General features: G+C 62.8%; 14 protein-coding genes. 4 read left to right on the forward strand and 10 right to left on the reverse strand.

All coding sequences use genetic code 11. The features are described 5' to 3' along the window. Window positions 1-197: 197 nt before the first annotated feature. The 4 genes from pssA to VF673_RS10810 all read right to left on the reverse strand — a co-directional run bounded on the left by pssA (window position 198) and on the right by VF673_RS10810 (window position 4,450). On the reverse strand, window positions 198-1,040 hold the full coding sequence (pssA, locus tag VF673_RS10795; protein ID WP_273125262.1) for a CDP-diacylglycerol--serine O-phosphatidyltransferase: 843 nt from the start codon (window positions 1,038-1,040) through the stop codon (window positions 198-200). A 128-nt stretch (window positions 1,041-1,168) separates the two neighbouring features. Continuing rightward, entirely contained in the window at window positions 1,169-2,185 is a 1,017-nt protein-coding gene (gene ilvC, locus VF673_RS10800; RefSeq protein WP_090539813.1) for a ketol-acid reductoisomerase, read from the reverse strand. A 46-nt stretch (window positions 2,186-2,231) separates the two neighbouring features. Next, on the reverse strand, window positions 2,232-2,723 hold the full coding sequence (gene ilvN / locus VF673_RS10805; RefSeq protein WP_273125264.1) for an acetolactate synthase small subunit: 492 nt from the start codon (window positions 2,721-2,723) through the stop codon (window positions 2,232-2,234). Window positions 2,724-2,725: 2 nt separating this feature from the next. Further along, window positions 2,726-4,450 carry an acetolactate synthase 3 large subunit gene (locus VF673_RS10810; protein ID WP_273125265.1) on the reverse strand — a complete coding sequence of 575 codons (1,725 nt, stop codon included), beginning with the start codon at window positions 4,448-4,450 and terminating at the stop codon, window positions 2,726-2,728. Window positions 4,451-4,879: 429 nt separating this feature from the next. Here VF673_RS10810 and VF673_RS10815 point away from each other — a divergent pair, with 429 nt between their 5' ends. Beyond that, window positions 4,880-5,320, forward strand: coding sequence for a DUF4124 domain-containing protein (locus tag VF673_RS10815; RefSeq protein WP_177197854.1), 441 nt, complete (start codon window positions 4,880-4,882; stop codon window positions 5,318-5,320). On the opposite strand, the gene VF673_RS10820 is transcribed toward VF673_RS10815, so the two are convergent. Genes VF673_RS10820 through mrcB form a run of 3 tightly spaced genes read right to left on the reverse strand, consistent with a single transcriptional unit; the run spans window position 5,311 to window position 8,653 of the window. Continuing rightward, on the reverse strand, window positions 5,311-5,646 hold the full coding sequence (locus tag VF673_RS10820) for a YqcC family protein (RefSeq protein ID WP_407046254.1): 336 nt from the start codon (window positions 5,644-5,646) through the stop codon (window positions 5,311-5,313). The two genes, VF673_RS10815 and VF673_RS10820, sit on opposite strands and share 10 nt — an antisense overlap. After that, on the reverse strand, window positions 5,646-6,314 hold the full coding sequence (locus VF673_RS10825) for a tetratricopeptide repeat protein (protein WP_440291942.1): 669 nt from the start codon (window positions 6,312-6,314) through the stop codon (window positions 5,646-5,648). The genes VF673_RS10820 and VF673_RS10825 overlap by 1 nt, the downstream gene beginning before the upstream one ends. Before the next feature lie 17 nt (window positions 6,315-6,331). After that, the gene (mrcB, locus tag VF673_RS10830) at window positions 6,332-8,653 is read right to left on the reverse strand and encodes a penicillin-binding protein 1B (protein ID WP_440291943.1); all 2,322 of its coding nucleotides are present in this window, start codon (window positions 8,651-8,653) and stop codon (window positions 6,332-6,334) included. 123 nt (window positions 8,654-8,776) lie between these two features. Here mrcB and VF673_RS10835 point away from each other — a divergent pair, with 123 nt between their 5' ends. The 3 genes from VF673_RS10835 (at window position 8,777) to VF673_RS10845 (ending at window position 11,672) form a co-directional block, all read left to right on the forward strand. Then, window positions 8,777-10,321: an AAA family ATPase gene (locus tag VF673_RS10835; protein ID WP_440291944.1), complete on the forward strand. Its 1,545-nt coding sequence runs from the start codon at window positions 8,777-8,779 to the stop codon at window positions 10,319-10,321. A 167-nt stretch (window positions 10,322-10,488) separates the two neighbouring features. After that, window positions 10,489-10,755 carry a TfoX/Sxy family protein gene (locus VF673_RS10840; RefSeq protein ID WP_440291945.1) on the forward strand — a complete coding sequence of 89 codons (267 nt, stop codon included), beginning with the start codon at window positions 10,489-10,491 and terminating at the stop codon, window positions 10,753-10,755. Between the two features lie 119 nt (window positions 10,756-10,874). Further along, window positions 10,875-11,672, forward strand: coding sequence for a cyclic nucleotide-binding domain-containing protein (locus tag VF673_RS10845; RefSeq protein ID WP_090539795.1), 798 nt, complete (start codon window positions 10,875-10,877; stop codon window positions 11,670-11,672). A 232-nt stretch (window positions 11,673-11,904) separates the two neighbouring features. Here VF673_RS10845 and VF673_RS10850 read toward each other — a convergent pair whose 3' ends face one another. From VF673_RS10850 to VF673_RS10860, 3 genes are read right to left on the reverse strand one after another with little or no spacing between them, the layout of a single operon-like run. Further along, the gene (locus VF673_RS10850; RefSeq protein WP_320332073.1) at window positions 11,905-13,338 is read right to left on the reverse strand and encodes an efflux transporter outer membrane subunit; all 1,434 of its coding nucleotides are present in this window, start codon (window positions 13,336-13,338) and stop codon (window positions 11,905-11,907) included. Next, window positions 13,335-16,466, reverse strand: coding sequence for an efflux RND transporter permease subunit (locus tag VF673_RS10855; protein ID WP_440291946.1), 3,132 nt, complete (start codon window positions 16,464-16,466; stop codon window positions 13,335-13,337). The genes VF673_RS10850 and VF673_RS10855 overlap by 4 nt, the downstream gene beginning before the upstream one ends. Before the next feature lie 5 nt (window positions 16,467-16,471). Continuing rightward, complete coding sequence (locus tag VF673_RS10860; protein ID WP_440291947.1) at window positions 16,472-17,617, reverse strand: efflux RND transporter periplasmic adaptor subunit; 1,146 nt, start codon at window positions 17,615-17,617, stop codon at window positions 16,472-16,474. Between the last annotated feature and the right edge of the window lie 171 nt (window positions 17,618-17,788).

Consider the following 17,788-nt stretch of genomic DNA (forward strand, 5'->3'; position numbering starts at 1 on the left):
TTTGCCTCGAAACCGCCTGGCGATCGACCCGGAAGCTGCTCGCTTGCCGTTTCAGGGAGGCGCATTCTACAGGATCAGAACCCCTTGTCAACGCCTTCCGCAAAACCTTTTTCACTGCCTCGGTGACGGGATTGAACCGGCCGCCGCGGCGATGAGGTGGCGAATTATAGACCCATTCGCCGCCTCGTCAAGCCCTTTTATTCAGCCGGCTCGATTTCGTCTGCCCGACGCCGTTTGCCCCGCCAGCGCCAGAGCGCCTGAACCGGGCCGGAGACGCTATAGGCAATGAAGATCAGCCACAGGATGCGCGACGGATCGGTGGAGATCACCGCAAAGATCAGCACCACCAGCAGGATCACGAAGAAAGGCACGCGCCCGCGCATATCCAGATCCTTGAAACTGTAATAGCGCACGTTACTGACCATCAACAGACCGCCCAGAGCGGTGAGGATGCCCACCAGCCAGGCGATATCCTGCCCTTCGATACCGAAATCGCTGAGCGACCACACCATACCCGCGACCAGGCCGGCGGCGGACGGGCTGGCCAACCCGGTGAAGTAGCGTTTGTCGGCCGACCCTATATGGGTATTGAAACGAGCCAGACGCAGGGCCGCTCCCGCCACGTAGATGAACGCGAAGATCCAGCCGACCTTGCCCATGCCATCCAGCGCCCAGGTAAAGGCGACCAGCGCCGGCGCCACACCGAAGGCGACCATGTCCGACAGCGAATCGTATTCGGCGCCGAAGGCACTCTGGGTATTGGTCAGCCGCGCGACGCGACCGTCCAGACCGTCCAGTACCATGGCCACGAAAATGGCGATGGCCGCATGGGAGAAGTTGCCATTCATGGCGCTGACAATGGCGTAGAAGCCGGAGAACAGTGCAGCGGTGGTGAACAGGTTGGGCAGCAGGTAGATGCCGCGGTGGCGCACCTTCTTGCCATCTGGGCCGGGCACCTCCTCGATATGCTCGTCAATGGGGAGCAGCGTGTGGGGACCTTCAGCCTCGAAACCGTTGTCCTGTTGCAGATCGTCTTTCATGTTTGGAACCTTGAACATGCAAACTGAGCATGCAGTGTCGCAAACTTGGCCGCCGGATAGCCAGCCCTCATGGGCCGGGCCATAAAAAAACGCGGCCGAAGCCGCGTTTTTCCTACCCCGAACCGGAATCAGTTCTTGGTCTTGTCCACGATCTTGTTGGATGCAATCCAGGGCATCATGGCGCGCAGCTTCTCACCAACCTGCTCGATCGGGTGAGCAGCGTTGTTGCGACGGGCAGCGGTCATGGACGGGTAGCCCAGGGAGCCTTCGGCGATGAACATCTTGGCGTATTCGCCGGACTGGATGCGCTTCAGAGCGTTGCGCATGGCAGCACGGGACTCGTCGTTGATCACCTCGGGGCCAGTCACGTACTCACCGTACTCCGCATTGTTGGAGATGGAGTAGTTCATGTTGGCGATGCCGCCCTCGTACATCAGGTCGACGATCAGCTTCAGCTCGTGCAGACACTCGAAGTAGGCCATTTCCGGCGCGTAGCCGGCTTCGGTCAGTACTTCGAAACCGGCCTTGACCAGCTCCACCGCGCCACCACAGAGAACAGCCTGCTCACCGAACAGGTCGGTTTCGGTCTCGTCCTTGAAGGTGGTTTCGATGATGCCGGTACGGCCGCCGCCAACGCCGCTGGCGTAGGACAGGGCAACGTTCTTGGCGTTACCGGAAGCGTCCTGGTAGATGGCGATCAGATCGGGAATACCGCCGCCCTTGACGAACTCGGAACGCACGGTGTGGCCGGGCGCCTTGGGAGCAACCATGATCACGTCCAGATCCTTGCGCGGCACGATCTGGTTGTAGTGGATGGCAAAACCGTGGGCGAAGGCCAGGGTGGCACCCTGCTTCAGGTTCGGCTCGATCTCCTGCTTGTACAGCTGAGCCTGGAACTCGTCAGGAGTCAGGATCATGACCACGTCGGCGGCAGCCACAGCGGCGGGCACGTCGGTGACCTTCAGACCATGGGCTTCAGCCTTGGCGATGGAGGAGGAACCCGGGCGCAGGCCCACGGTTACGTCGACACCGGAATCCTTCAGGTTGCAGGCGTGGGCGTGACCCTGGGAGCCGTAGCCGATGATGGCCACTTTCTTGCTCTGGATGATGCTCAGATCACAGTCTTTGTCGTAATAAACTTGCATGTAAATCCCCTTGCTATGCGGCCGTTGTACGGCCGCTCTCATTTATTCAGATGCTCAGAACCTTTTCACCGCGCGCAATGCCGGATACACCGGTGCGCACGACTTCCAGGACCGACGCCGGGCCAACCGCTTCGATGAAGCTGTCCAGTTTATCAGACGTCCCTGTAAGCTGGACCGTATACACACTGCTGGTGACATCCACAATCTGGCCGCGGAAGATGTCGGTCGTGCGCTTGACCTCGGCGCGCTGGGCGCCGGTGGCCTTGATCTTGACCAGCATCAGTTCGCGCTCGATGTGCGCGCCTTCAGACAGATTGACCAGCTTCACCACCTCGATCAGCTTGTTGAGGTTCTTGGTGATCTGCTCGATGACCTCTTCCTGGCCGATGGTGGTCAGCGTCAGACGCGACAGGGTCGGGTCCTCGGTGGCAGCCACGGTGAGGGTTTCGATGTTGTAGTTGCGCTGGGAAAACAGACCGACCACACGGGACAGCGCACCGGGCTCGTTCTCCAGCAGTACGGAAATGATGTGTCTCATGATCAGGTACGCTCCGTCTTGCTCAGCCACATGTCACGCATTGATCCGCCGGCAATCTGCATCGGGTAGACGTGCTCGGTGTTGTCCACGCGGATATCCATGAATACCAGTCGCTTGGTCTGGGCAAAGGCCTCTTCCATCGCCGGCTTCAGGTCTTCCAGCTTCTCCACGCGCATGCCGACGTGGCCATAGGCCTCGGTCAGCTTGATGAAGTCGGGCAGCGACTCCATGTACGAATGCGAGTAACGGCTGTTGTACTGCATGTCCTGCCACTGGCGAACCATGCCCAGGGCCTGGTTGTTCAGGGTGATGATCTTCACCGGCAGGTCGTACTGCAGGCAGGTCGACAGCTCCTGGATGTTCATCTGGATACTGCCCTCGCCGGTGACACAGGCCACGGCGGCGTCCGGATGATGCAGCTGGATGCCCATGGCCGCCGGCAGACCGAAGCCCATGGTGCCCAGGCCACCGGAGTTGATCCAGCGATTGGGCTTGTCGAACGGATAGTACTGGGCCGCGAACATCTGGTGCTGACCCACGTCGGAGGTGACATAGGCATCGCCCCGGGTCACGTCCCACAGGGTTTCGATCACGGTCTGCGGCTTGATGACACTGCCATCACCCTGGTCATAGGGGAACAGCTTGCCGTCACCGCGCCACTCATCGATCTGCTTCCACCAGGCAGCCAGCACCTCAGCCTTGGGCTTGAGCTTGTGCTCACGGGTCATGGTCAGCATCTCGTTGAGGACGCTGTCGACCGGACCGACGATCGGAATGTCTGCCTTGATGGTCTTGGAGATCGAGGCCGGGTCGATGTCGATATGGATGATCTTGGCGTTCGGGCAGAACTTGGATGCACCGTTGATTACCCGGTCATCGAAGCGCGCACCGACACACATCACCACATCCGCATGGTGCATGGCGACGTTCGCGGTATAGCTGCCGTGCATGCCGAGCATGCCGAGGAACTGGCGATCGGTGCCGGGAAAGCCGCCCAGACCCATCAGGGTATTGGTGACCGGTACACCCAGCTCCTTGCACAGGTCGGTAAGCTGACGAGCAGCACCACCCATGATCACACCACCACCGGAGTAGACGATCGGGCGGCGCGCCTCGACCAGCAGGTCCAGGGCCTTGCGGATCTGTCCGGAATGGCCGCGCACGGCCGGATTGTAGGAGCGCAGCTTGACCTTCTTCGGGTAGCTGTACTCGAACTTCTCCGCCGGATTGGTCATGTCCTTGGGAATATCGATGACCACAGGGCCGGGACGACCGGTCTGTGCCAGATAGAAGGCCTTCTTGATGATCTCCGGAATCTCGCGCGGATCCTTGACGATGAAGCTGTGCTTCACGATCGGGCGGGAAATACCGACCATGTCGGTTTCCTGGAACGCATCGGTACCGACCAGGTGACTGGCCACCTGTCCGGAAATGATCACCATGGGGATGGAGTCCATGTACGCGGTAGCGATACCGGTAATGGTATTGGTTGCGCCGGGACCCGAAGTCACCAGCACCACGCCCGGCTTGCCGGTGGCCCGGGCATAGCCGTCGGCCATGTGGGCCGCCGCCTGCTCATGGCGCACCAGAACGTGGGTCACGTCGTCCTGACGGAAAATCGCGTCATACACGTGCAGCAGGGCACCGCCGGGGTACCCGTAAATAAACTTAACACCTTCGTCACGCAAGGAGCGGACGACCATCTCAGCGCCGGATAAAAGTTCCACTTTTGAATCACCTCTAGCATACCGTTCACCCACGGGCGAGCGGCAGGATACCTGTTTACTGCTCGGCAGTGCATTGGCAACGGTGGTTGTCATGCAACAGCTTGACTGCGTGCAATGGAGACTGCCCGACCGCAGGTAGCGGGAGCGTCTCACCCAGCGCGAGGTAACGCGTACGGGGCCAGGCCGGGAGCATGAGGATCGTCGCCTCCCGGATTGAGCAACAAAGCAGACTGCCCCGGCGGCCGAGTAGGCCCCGATCACAGCATGCTCATGAGAACCTCGAATTGTTTACATTCGAGACCGTCAAGTCAAGTCAACTTGAGACGAAAGCCGCAGCTTCCTGCACGACCCGGACATTGCCATATACCCCGGTTTCGGCAATTGGCTATAGTAGCCTTACTTCGATGCTCAATACAGGGATGGGAACACATGCGAAAGTCGATGACACTCATGGCTCTGGCGCTGTTCTGCACCAGCGCCGCGGGCCAGCAGATCTACCAGTGGACGGATGCACAAGGGAGAGTGCAGTTCAGCCAGCTGCCGCCGGCCAATACCCCCTACCAGCAGCGGGATATCCGCGCCCCCGCCCCGATCGGCGGTGAGCTGCGCGAACCGGCTGCGCCAGCAACGGTTGACCCCGCCCAGACAGAGGCACAGGCCCAGCAACGGCAGCAGGAACAGGCCCGGGCCGAACAGCTGCGTACCTATTGCCAGCAGCTGCGGACGGACCTGAAGACCCTGCAGGACAACCCCAGGCTCAGACGCACCAATGCCGACGGTGAGGTGGAGCGGATCGGGGAGGATGAACGCCAGCGACTGATCGCCGACACCCAGGCGAACCTGGAGCAGCACTGCAAGGATCAGGGCTGAACGGCCAGCCGCGTCGCAACCCTGTCGATACGGCCGAGGATCAGCAGCAGATCACCGGCCTGGCGGCCGAGATGGGCGAAGGCCTCTTCACCCATCGGCTGAATGCTGCAACCACCGGGCATGCCCTGCCCCTGCTCCACGATCTGCGCCATGCGGGGAATGAAGACCCACTGCAGCCACTGCTCGAAGGCCAGGGTATCAACACAGAAAGGTTCACGGCTGGCCAGTGCAGCTGCGCTCGGTGCCTGCAGCGACCAGAGCCCGAGCTGCTGCAGTTCCCGCTGCAGCAGCAGAAGCTCGTCGGCCAGCTCATGCCAGGCCTGCATCAGAGCGCGACCCGCGCGCGCTGACGGGCTTCGGCGGCACCGGCTGCATCGCCCTGGCGCTCGCGGGCCTGGGCCACCAGCTCCCAGAGGCCGGCTTGCAGGGTCGGCCGACCAGCAGCATAGGACAGGCCACGACGGGCCAGCTGCTCGGCCTGCGCCGCATCGCCCTGCTCAAGCCGCACCTGTGCCAGACGGTAGAGCACCTGCGGCTCGCGGGGAGCGATGCGCAGGGCGCGTTCGAGGCTGGCCGAGGCGCTACCCAGATCGCCACTGGTTTCCTGCTGCCGTGCCGAGGTCAGCAATGCCAGCACCGGGCCGGAAAGATTCTCGTCATCCTGCAGAGTTCCGCCGGATGACCCGCTGCTCGGTGCCGACTGACTGCCCTGGGGCTGACTGCTGACCGGCGAGCTGTCGAGGGGGTAGGATTGTACGGCGCTGGAACCCCCCATGCCGTCCGGCACCATGACGATCACACCGCCATCGTCCTGCTGCGGACTGGGCTGGACTATGGCGGGCTGGCCCTGACCACGTCCCCCTGCCCCCGTCTGCATATCCTCATTGGAGACCGGCCGCCCGGAGTCCACCACCGGCGCATAACCACCGGTGCCGGCACAACCGGCCACCAGCATCACACAGCCGAACAGCAGACCAACTTGCTTGAAACCCATAGTCTCATTCCTCATGTTCATTGCAGCCATCCACGGATGACATCCATTACCCGTCCAGCTCCCTCACGTACCGGTGCCGTATCGATCAACGGCTGGCATCCGGGTCCCGGCAGCGGCTCATAGCCGGCGCGGAAGGGCACCTGCACCGTATCCGGGCAGCTCGGATCGCTGCCTTCCCCGGTCAACCGGTTGACCCAGGCATAGACCACGCCCTCGGGTGGCGCGTTGGACAGACTGCGCGGATTGGCCTGGGCCATGAACGCCGTCCACACCCGCAGCGCACCGGTGGCCCCGGTCAGTCGGGTCTGGCCGTTGTCGTCCCGACCAAGCCAGGCTACAGCCACCAGATCATCCGAGAAGCCGGCAAACCAGCTGTCACGCAGGTCATTGGTGGTGCCCGTCTTGCCCGCCAGGCGGATGCTGGACGGAATCTGATTATAGGCCGAGCGCCCGGTACCGTCTGTCATTACCCGACTCAGGGCTTCCTGCATGAGGAAGATGGTCGCCGAATCGAAACGCTGTTCGACCTCGAACGGATAGCGCCGCAGTTGCTCGCCGTCAGCGGTCAACACGTTGCGGATCGCCCGCAGGGGTGTATTGAAACCACCATTGGCCATGGTCTGGTACATGTCGGTCACCTGCAGCGGCGTCATTGCCCCCGAGCCCAGCAGCATGGCCGGATAGGCCGGCCAGCCATGGCGTACGCCCATGCGTTCGATGGTGTTGAGCACCCGGTCGACGCCCACATCCACGCCCACTCGCACCGTGGCCTGGTTGTAGGACTGGGCCAGCGCCTGGTGCAGCGGCACTATGCCGTAGCTCTGACGACTGTAGTTCTGCGGCGACCAGGTCTTGCCGGGTTCGGCATCCAGGGTAATGGGCGCATCCTCCACCGGGGTGATCAGCGAATAGCGCTGCGGCTGCTCCAGAGCCGTCAGATACACCGCCGGCTTGACCAGCGAACCGATCGGCCGCGAGGCATCCAGCGCCCGGTTGAAGCCGGAGAAGCGCGGGTTGCGACCGCCGACCAGCGCCAGGATCTCCCCGGTCTGGGCGCCGGTAACGACCATGGCGGCCTCCATCTCGTTGCCGCGGTCACCCAGCCCTTTCAGCGAGTCGGCAATGGCCTTCTCCGCCTTCATCTGCAGCAGCGGATCGAAACTGGTGAAGATGCGCAGCCCCTCACTGGTCAGGTCTTCGTCCTTGTAGTCCTCGCGCAGCTGCCGCTTGACCAGATCCATGAAGGCCGGATAGCTGCTGTCCGCCAGACTGCCGCGCACGGTGACGTCCAGGGGTTGCGCGATGGCAGCGGCCGACTGCTCGGCGGTGATCACGCCCTGCTCTTCGAGCATCTGGAGGACCAGATCACGACGCTTCTTGGCCCGCTCCGGCTGGCGCCGCGGGTTGTACAGCGAGGGTCCCTTGACCATGCCGACCAGCAGCGCCACCTGGTGCAGCTGCAGCTCGTGCAGCGGCTGGGCGAAATAGTACTGACTGGCCAAGCCGAAGCCGTGCACCGCGCGACGTCCGTCCTGACCGAGGAATACCTCGTTGAGATAGGCTTCGAGGATCTCCTCCTTGGAATAATGCACCTCCAGAAGCACAGCCATGATCGCCTCGTTACCCTTGCGGATCAGGCTGCGCTCGTTGGTCAGGAAGAAGTTCTTCACCAGCTGCTGGGTCAGGGTACTGCCGCCCTGCACCACCCCACCGGCGGTCAGGTTGACCCAGGCAGCCCGGGCGATGCCCTTGGGCGAGACACCGAAATGCTGGAAGTACTCGCGATCCTCCACCGCCACCAGCGCTTCGATCAGGTAGGGCGGCGCCTGGTCCAGGCGAACCAGGATGCGGTCCTCGTTATGGGCCGGGTAGATGCCACCTATCATCAACGGCTCGATCCGAGCCATGACCACGTCGCCGTTGCCCGACAGTCCCGCGATCTGCTTGCCATCGAAGCGTACGCTGATGCGCTGCGCCGGTTCGGATCCCTCGAATGACTGGAAGCCCCGGGTGTACACATCCACCCGCCCGCTGGCCACCGACATCTGGCCAGGCTGGGCGACGGCGTTGACCCGTCGATAGCCCAGCGCGGTCAGCTCCGTAACGAAATCGTCACGGGTCAGTTGCTGGCCCGCGTAGAGCTCCAGCGGCCGTGCAAATACCTTGGCCGGCACTGCCCAGCGCTTGCCTGAGAACTTCTCCTGGATGACCGCATCCAGATAGATGACAAGCCCCGCCAGCGCCACAACACCCACCAGTGCGAGCTTCCACAGCAGGCCCGACCAGCGCCGCCAGAATCCGACCTTGCGGGCCGGCCTTTTACTGCGTTTTCTACCCATAATTCCCTGTCTACCCCATTTCTCGGGAAACAACGCCCAGCCTAGGATGGGCGCAACAACGGTTGGCCTTGCCGCGGCCAGCCTTCATAATGCCCGGATTGCCCGTACACTACAGGATCCGATGTGAGCCAGACACTGCTGAATGCGCTGCAAAACCCAGCGCTGTACGATCATCCTGTCAGCGGTTTCACGCTGATGGAAACCCATATCTCCTGGGTTCTGCTGACCGGCGAATTCGTTTACAAGATCAAGAAACCGGTCAATTTCGGCTTTCTCGACTTTTCCACTCTGGACCAGCGGGCCCATTACTGTGCCGAGGAGCTGCGCCTGAATCGGCGGCTGGCGCCGGACCTCTATCTCGACGTGATCGCCATCCGCGGCAGCGAAGATCAGCCCCGTCTTGACGGCGACGGCCCGATTATCGAATACATGGTCAAGACCCGGCAGTTCCGCCAGCAGGACCTGCTCAGCAACCTGCAGCGCGCCGGCGGTCTCACCAGCCAGCATATCGACGACCTGGCCGCCACGCTGGCCACCTTTCATCAGCGCATTGATGTGGCTGCAGCGGGCACGCCCTGGGGTGAACCGGAGCAGGTGCACGCTCCCGTGGCACAGAACTTCGAACAGATCCGGGCCATGCTCAGCGATGCGGATGACCTGCAGCAGCTCGAACAGCTCGAGCACTGGGCGCATACTACCTTCCAACGGCTGATTCCCCAACTGAAGCAGCGGAAAGCCGACGGACTGATCCGCGAATGTCATGGTGATATCTATCTCGACAACGTCACCCTGATCGACGGACAAGTGACCCTGTTCGACTGCATAGAGTTCAATGACGCCTTCCGCTGGACCGATATCATGGCCGATGTCGCCTTCATGGCCATGGACCTGGAAGACCGCGGCCTGAAGGATCTCTCCCAACGCTTCGTCAATGCCTGGCTCGAGAGCACCGGCGATTATGCCGGCCTGATGGTGCTCGACTACTACAAGGCCTACCGGGCCATGGTCCGTGCCAAGGTCGCGCTGTTCAATCTGGGACCCAACACCAGCGCCCAGGAACGCGAGCAGATACTGGCGCGCTACCAGAGCTACATTGCCCTGGCCGAAAGCTACACCGGCATCCCTACCCGCTTCGGCGTGCTTACCCACGGGGTATCCGGCTCCGGCAAGAGCAGCATAGGTGCGGAGCTGGTCGCCCGTTTCGGGATGATTCGCATACGCTCGGATGTCGAGCGCAAGCGCCTGTTCCGTCAGGCCAGCACCAGTGGCGAGCAGACCACGCTCTACGGCGCGCAGATGAGCGAGCAGACCTACGCCCGCCTGGCCCAGCTGGCCGGGCAGGTTCTGGCCGCCGGCTACCCCGTGATCATCGATGCCACTCACCTGCGCCGTCACCAGCGCCAGCTGTCACGCCAGGCCATTGAAGATCAGGGCGTTCCCTGCATCATTCTGCATTGCACTGCTCCGCTGGACACCATCGAGATCTGGCTCAACGAACGCCAGCGCAAGGGCGCCGACCCCTCCGATGCGGATATCCACGTGGTGCATCAGCAGCTGCAGCAGCTCGAGCCCCTGAGTGAGGAGGAGCGCCAGATTACCCTGACCGTGGCCACCGACAGGCCCGACAGTATCGACCAGCTCACAGAACGGCTGCGTCACCAGCTCTGACGCCGGCGGCCGGCTGTACGGACCGGCCACCCCCAACTAGACTGGCTGTCGGGAACCTATAAAAAGAAGAAGCCCGACCATGCCAAGACTTCAACGCCGTCCGACCGCTGCGGTCGGCCCGTCCGCATATCCACGCATGTCACTCCTGTCGTTGCAGGGAGGCGCACATGACCGACACTGATCTCATCACGCTGCGCAATCTGGGCAAGACCTCGGTCCAGTGGCTGCGCGCCACCGGCATCCATGACGCCGCAGAGCTGCGCCGCCGCGGGCCCGTGGCAGCCTACTGCGCCGTTCGTGCCCGCGGGTTCCGCGCCTCGCGCACCCTGCTGTTCGCCATCGCCGGCGCCCTTCAGGATGTGCACTGGAACCGGCTGGATCCCGCATACAAGCAGCAGCTGCTCGACGAACTCGAGCAGCAGCAACACCCCTGACCCGGTAGGGGCACTTCATGTTCGGTTTTTGCCAACGCCTGCGCGCTTTTGCGTTGGCGGAAGCGGAAACATTTGCAGTATGGTATCGCTAGCCAAGGATCAGGATTAAGGAACTCGTTATGTATCTCATCGGCGACCAACCACCCTATGCAGCCAAGCTGATCAGCACACTGCAGGGCATTCCCACGCAGCTGCTCGATGGACTGGAGCCCTGCGCCGAGCCCATGGCACTGGACGCAGTGGAAGACCTCTATCAGGTCATCAGCAATCGCAATCTCTACCTGCTGCGCAGCGGTCTGCTGCACGCGCTGATCGATGGCAAGCCCCTGTTCTACATACAGGAAGGGGACCTGATCGGCCTGCGCCAGGGTCTCAATGCGGCGCCCTGCACCTATCGCAGCGAGGAGCCGCTGGTGCTGGTGCCCTATGACCGCGAGTCGCTGTTCCGTCATATCCATGCCAGCAACCGGCGTCAGGAGCTGTTCACCCAGTATATTCTGGGTCAGGCGGCCCTGATGTCAGATGCCCTGGCGCGCAGCAAGCCGGCCGAAGTCCGTCCGGTCACCGGCTTCCAGCACTTCCCCGCCGGCGCCGAGCTGATCCGTGAGGGGGACGAGGCGGATCATGTGTTCATCATTACCGAAGGACACGCCGAAGCCTTCGTGGGCGGCATCAAGGTCGGGGATGTACAACGTGACGAGATCTTCGGCGCCATGGCGCTTTTCACCCGGGAGAAGCGTTCGGCCACCGTTATCGCCAGCACGCCGACCACGGTGATGATGATTCCCAAGGAGCAGTTCCTGGCCCTGATGCAAAGCAATCCCCGCATTGCCCACAGCCTGATCGAGAGCATGGCACGCCGCATCGACCTGATGAACCGGGAGCTGACCCACTACAAGCAACTGGTCGCCCACTGAATCTGAATAATGTTCTTGACATGCAAATGAGAAACATTATTATTGGCAGCAAGTCATCGAGAGATGGCTTGGGTAACGGAAAGTCGCAAGACGGACGGTTATCTCCTCATCAGGCTAATCACGGATTTGGGCCCGCTCTCTGAGCGGGCCATTTTTTTATCGGAATCCGTTTGACCAGCAAGCTCGTGGCTGGTCCTCCGCCAGGTCGTACTGGAGGCGAACCGCTACTGCTTCAGGCCTCAGGCTCAGCCGAAGCGGCCGCTGCGTCATGTACCTGCCAACCGCCACCCAGCGCCTTGTACAGGTTCACTTCACTGATCAGCTGATTGCGCCGGTCATTGACCCACTGCTGCTGCGCAGACAGCAGCTGACGCTGGGCGTCGAGCAGCGTCAGGTGACTGTCCACGCCGGTGCGATAGCGGCGTTCGGCAACGGCATAGTACTCCTCGCTCACCTGCAGCAGGTTGCGCTGGGCCTGCACCTGTTCGGCATAGGTTTCGTGGGCGGCCAGACCATCGGCCACATCACGGAAGGCATCCTGGATCGCCTGTTCGTACTGCGCCACGCGGATATCCCGGGAGATCTCGGCGTAGTCCAGGTTGGCCTTCAGGCGCCCGGCGGTGAAGATCGGCACGCTGATACTCGGCGTGAAGCTCCAGTAGCCCGAGCCACTGCCGAACAGGTCGGACAGCTGGGTGCTGGCGGAGCCCGCCGCGCCGGTCAGACCGATGCTCGGGAAGAAGGCGGCGCGGGCCGCACCTATGCTGGCGTTGGCGCCGAGCAACTGGTGCTCGGCAGCGATGATGTCCGGGCGCTTGAACAGCAGCTCCGAGGGCAGCCCCACCGGCAGTTCGGCCAGCAGGTCCATATCCAGCCGGCCGCCGGCCAGCTCATCCAGTGCCACGTTCTGGCCCAGCAGCTGGGTCAGGGCGTTGCGATCCTGGGCGACCTGCCGGCGGTACTGGGCCAGCGCCGCCCGGGCGGTTTCCACCGCGGTACGGGCCTGGGTCAGTTCCAGGGTGGAGGCGACGCCGACGTCGTAGCTGCGCTGCACCAGGGCCAGGCTGTCTTCGTAGGCCTGCAGGGTGCGACTGGTCACATCGAGCAGTTCGCGATTGGCCTGCCAGTTGAAGTAGCTGTTGGCGACACCGGCAATCAGACTGACCTGCACGCTGCGCCGGGCCGCTTCGCTGGCCAGGAACTCCTGCAGTGCCTGCTCGCTCAGCGCATCCAGACGGCCGAACAGGTCCAGCTCCCAGGCCACGCCCAGGGTAGCGAAGTACTGACCGCCGGTACTGGCCTGGCCGGTCGGGCTGAGGGTTTCCGGGGTGCGACTGCGGGTACCGCTGGCATCGGCCGAGGCCGAGGGCCACAGCGCCGACTGCTGGATACCGTAGAGCGCCCGGTAGGCTTCCACATTGAGCGCGGCTATGCGCAGGTCGCGGTTGTTTTCCAGGGCCACCTCGATCAGCTTGCGCAGCGCCGGATCCAGGAAGAACTCGCGCCAGCCCAGGTCCATCGATTCGGTCTGCGAGTTGCGCTCACCGTAGGCTTCACCCGCGGGCCAGACATCGGCCACCGGCATCGCCGGTCGCTGATATTCGGGAATCATGGAACAGCCACTGAGCGCACCCAGCACAGCCAGACAGATCAGGGAACGCTTCACTGTGCCTTCTCCTCGGTTTTGTGGGCATCCCGGCGCGAGAACAGCGAGGACACCAGAACGTAGAACAGCGGAACCCAGAATATGACCAGCACGGTAGCCGTCAGCATGCCGCCGATCACCCCGGTGCCGATGGCATGGGAGCTGCCGGCGCCGGCGCCGCTGGTGATGGCCAGGGGCACCACGCCCAGAGTGAAGGCCAGCGAGGTCATGATGATCGGACGCAGGCGCATGCGGCAAGCCTCCACCGCAGCGTCGACCCGGGACATGCCCTGCTCGTGCAGATCCTTGGCAAACTCCACGATGAGAATCGCGTTCTTGGCCGTCAGACCGATGGTCGTCAGCAGGCCCACCTGGAAGAACACGTCGTTATCCAGCCCGCGCCCCATGGTCGCCAGCAGCGCACCGATGACCCCCAGGGGCACCACCAGCATCACCGCAAAGGGAATCGACCAGCTCTCGTACAGCGCTGCCAGACAGAGGAAGACCACCAGCAGCGACAGGGCGTACAGCGCCGGCGCCTGATCGCCGGACAGGCGTTCCTCGTAGGACAGGCCGGTCCAGTCCACGCCAACCCCCGGCGGCAGCTGCTGGGCCAGCCGCTCGATTTCGGCCATGGCCTCGCCGGTACTGTAGCCCGGCGCCGCCTCACCCTGGATCTCCATGGCGGACACACCGTTATAGCGAGCCAGTTTCGGCGGACCGTAGACCCACTCGCCGGTAGCAAAGGCGCTGAAGGGGACCATCTCGCCACGGTCGTTGCGCACGAACCACTTGTCAATGTCCTCCGGATTCATCCGCGACTCGGCCTCGCCCTGCAGGTACACCCGCTTGACCCGGCCGCGGTCGATGAAGTCATTGACATAGCTCGAGCCCCAGGCGATGGACTGGGTCGCGTTGATGTCACTCAGGGAGACGCCCAGCACGCGGGCCTTCTCGTCATCGATGATGAGTCGGTACTGCGGCTCGTCGTTCAGGCCGTTGGGACGTACCGCGGTCAGCACCTCGCTCTGCGCGGCCAGCCCGAGCAGCTGGTTGCGCGCCTGCATGAGTACCTCGTGGCCGACGCCGGCATTGTCCTGAAGGAAGAAGTTGAAGCCGGTGGCGTTGCCCAGCGACATCACCGCCGGCGGTGCGAAGGCCATGACCTGTGCGTCACGGAAACCGGCGAAAAGCTGCTCGGTCCGCCCCACCAGATCGAACACACTCATACCGGCTTCGCTGCGCTCGTCCCAAGGCTTGAGCCCAACGAAGGCGATGGCTGCGTTCTGGCCACGCCCGGCAAAGCTGAAACCGGTAACAGTGAACACCGACTGCACGATGTCACCCTCTTCGGTCAGCAGCTTCTCGCGCATCGCATCTACGGTCTTCTGGGTCCGCTCCATGGTCGAGCCTGCCGGGCCCAGGACCTGAACGAACATCACGCCCTGGTCCTCATCCGGCAGGAAGGAGGCGGGCAGCTTGCCGAACAGCACCACCATGCCGCCGACGATGACCGCGTACAGCAGCAGATAGGGCGCCTTGCGCCGCAGTACGGCGGCTACGCCATGCTTGTAGCGGTCGACCCCGCGCTCGAAGGTACGGTTGAACCAGCCGAAGAAGCCGCGCTTTTCGTGGGCATGGCCCTTGGGAATGGGTTTGAGGATGGTGGCACACAGGGCCGGGGTGAAGATCAGCGCGACCAGTACCGACAGCGTCATTGCCGAGGCGATGGTGATGGCGAACTGACGATAGATTACCCCGGTGGAGCCACCGAAGAAGGCCATGGGCACGAACACTGCCGACAGCACCAGACCGATACCGATCAGCGCGCCCTGAATCTGGGTCATCGACTTGCGGGTCGCTTCCACCGGCGACAGCCCCTCTTCGGCCATCACCCGCTCGACGTTCTCCACCACCACGATGGCGTCGTCCACCAACAGACCAATAGCCAGCACCATGGCGAACATGGTCAGGATGTTGATACTGAAGCCGAAGGCCGCCAGGACACCAAAGGTACCCAACAGCACCACCGGCACCGCCAGAGTGGGAATCAGGGTGGCCCGGAAGTTCTGCAGGAACAGGTACATGACCAGGAACACCAGCACAATGGCTTCCATCAGGGTATGCACCACCCCCGAGATCGACTCGGATACCACCGGCGCCGTCTCGAATGGATAGACCACATCCACGCCCTCGGGGAAGAACGGACGCAGGTTGTCAATGGTCTCCTTGACCGCCTTGGTGGTTTCCAGCGCGTTGGCACCGGTAGCCAACTGAATCGCAATACCCGTGGCCGCCTGGCCATTATACAGCGCCCTGAAGGCGGAGTTCTGCGCGCCCAGCTCGACCCGAGCCACATCCCCCAGGCGCACCTGGGAACCATCGCTGTCCACCTTCAGCAGGATCTCGCGGAACTGTTCGGGCGTTTCGAAGCGGGTCTTGCCGATGATGGTGGCGTTGAGTTGCTGACCGGGTACCGCCGGAGCACCACCCAGCTGGCCGCCGGAGACCTGCACGTTCTGACTGGCGATGGCGTTGCGGATATCCACCGGGGTCAGCTGATAGCGATTGAGTTTCGCCGGGTCCAGCCAGATGCGCATGGAATAGGGCGAGCCGAACACCTGGAAGTCGCCCACGCCGGAGGTCCGGGAGATCGGGTCCTGCAGGGTGGAGATGATGAAGTCCGAAAGGTCCTCGTTACCCATGCGGCCATCGGTGGAAATCAGACCGACGACCATCAGGAAGTTGGAGGAGGCCTTGGTCACACGGATACCCTGCTGCTGCACTTCCTGCGGCAGCATGGGCGTGGCCAGCTGCAGCTTGTTCTGTACCTGGACCTGGGCGATGTCCGGATCCACCCCCTGATCGAAGGTAACGGTGATGCGCATGCTGCCGTCGGAGCCGCTTTCGGACTTCATGTAGCGCAGGCCATCGATGCCGTTCATCTGCTGTTCGATAACCTGAGCCACGGTGTCCTGCACCGTCTGCGCCGATGCGCCGGGGTAGTTGACGGCGATGTTCACCGCCGGCGGCGCGATGCTGGGGTACTGGTTGACCGGCAGTCCCAGGATAGCCAGCCCTCCCATCAGCATCACCAGGATCGCCAGCACCCAGGCAAAGATCGGGCGATCGATAAAATAATGAGGCATGGAGATTACCCTTCCTGTCCGGATGTGGCGGCGGTTCCGGTAGTGTCATCCACGTTGGCGGCCGGTACCGGCTCAACCTGCATGCCCGGCTGGACCATATGCAGTCCCTCGGTGATCAGACGATCACCGACCTTGAGCCCGTCGCTGACCAGCCAGCGATTGCCGACGGTGCGATCAGTCTGGATGATGCGTTGCTCGACCTGGTTCTGATCGTTGACCACCATTGCCACTGCCTGGCCGCGGGGGTTGCGGGTCACCCCCTGCTGCGGTACCAGAATGGCGTCGCTGCGCGCGCCGGCAATCAGCTGGGCATGGACAAACATGCCCGGCAGCAGGATGCGGTCCGGGTTGGGGAAAACCGCCCGCAGGGTCACCGAGCCGGTGCCCTCATCAACGCTGACCTCGGAAAACTCCAGCTTGCCCTCATGCTCGTATTCGGAACCATCTTCCAGCCGCAGGACTGCCCGGGCAGCATTGTCGCCGGCCTTCTGCAGCCGACCGCTGTCCAGGGCTCGGCGCAGCGCCAGCAGTTCCCGGGCGGGCTGGGTCACATCCACATAAATGGGATCGAGCTGCTGGATGGTCGCCAGCGCCTGGGCCTGACCGTTGCTGACCAAGGCGCCCTCGGTAACGGCAGAACGTCCGATCTGTCCGGAGATCGGCGCGGATACACGGGTGTAGCGCAGATCGATGCGCGCTCGCTCCAGTGCCGCCTCGGCCTGCAGCTTCGCCGCACGGGCCTCGTCATAGGCCTGCTGACTGACGGCCCGGTCCTTCACCAGTACTTCGTAGCGGTCAGCCAGGGTGCCGGCCGACAGGCGACTGGCCTCGGCACTCTGCAGCGCGGCCGCGTAGACGGCGTCGTCGATCTGATACAGCTGCTGCCCCGCCTTCACCTCGCTGCCTTCCTCGAACAGACGCTTCTGGATGATGCCGCTCACCTGCGGACGCACTTCCGCAACGCGATAGGCTCGGGTACGCCCCGGCAGCTCGGTGGTCATCACGAAATGCTGCGCCTCGACGGTGACCACGCCGACCTGGGGCGCGGCAGCGGAGGCTTCGGTTGACTCCTGCTGGTTGTCGCAGGCAGCAAGCAGTGCCATGGCGGCAAACAGGGGTATCAGGGCAGCACGGGCTGGCTTGAGTGGCATGGGCGAGGCACCTCTTCGGGCATTACGATCAACGCAATACAGATGTGTAATAAGAGTTCTTATGGCAGGTTGGGAATAATACTTACATTCACGAATGTTTGTAAGTTGTTTTCACATTGGTTAACATTTATCACACACTTTCCCTCCCGTTGCGGCCTTCCCGGCCAGCAG

The organism is Halopseudomonas sp. Lyrl_26 (genome assembly GCF_051948695.1).
Classification (GTDB): Bacteria; Pseudomonadota; Gammaproteobacteria; order Pseudomonadales; family Pseudomonadaceae; genus Halopseudomonas; species Halopseudomonas formosensis.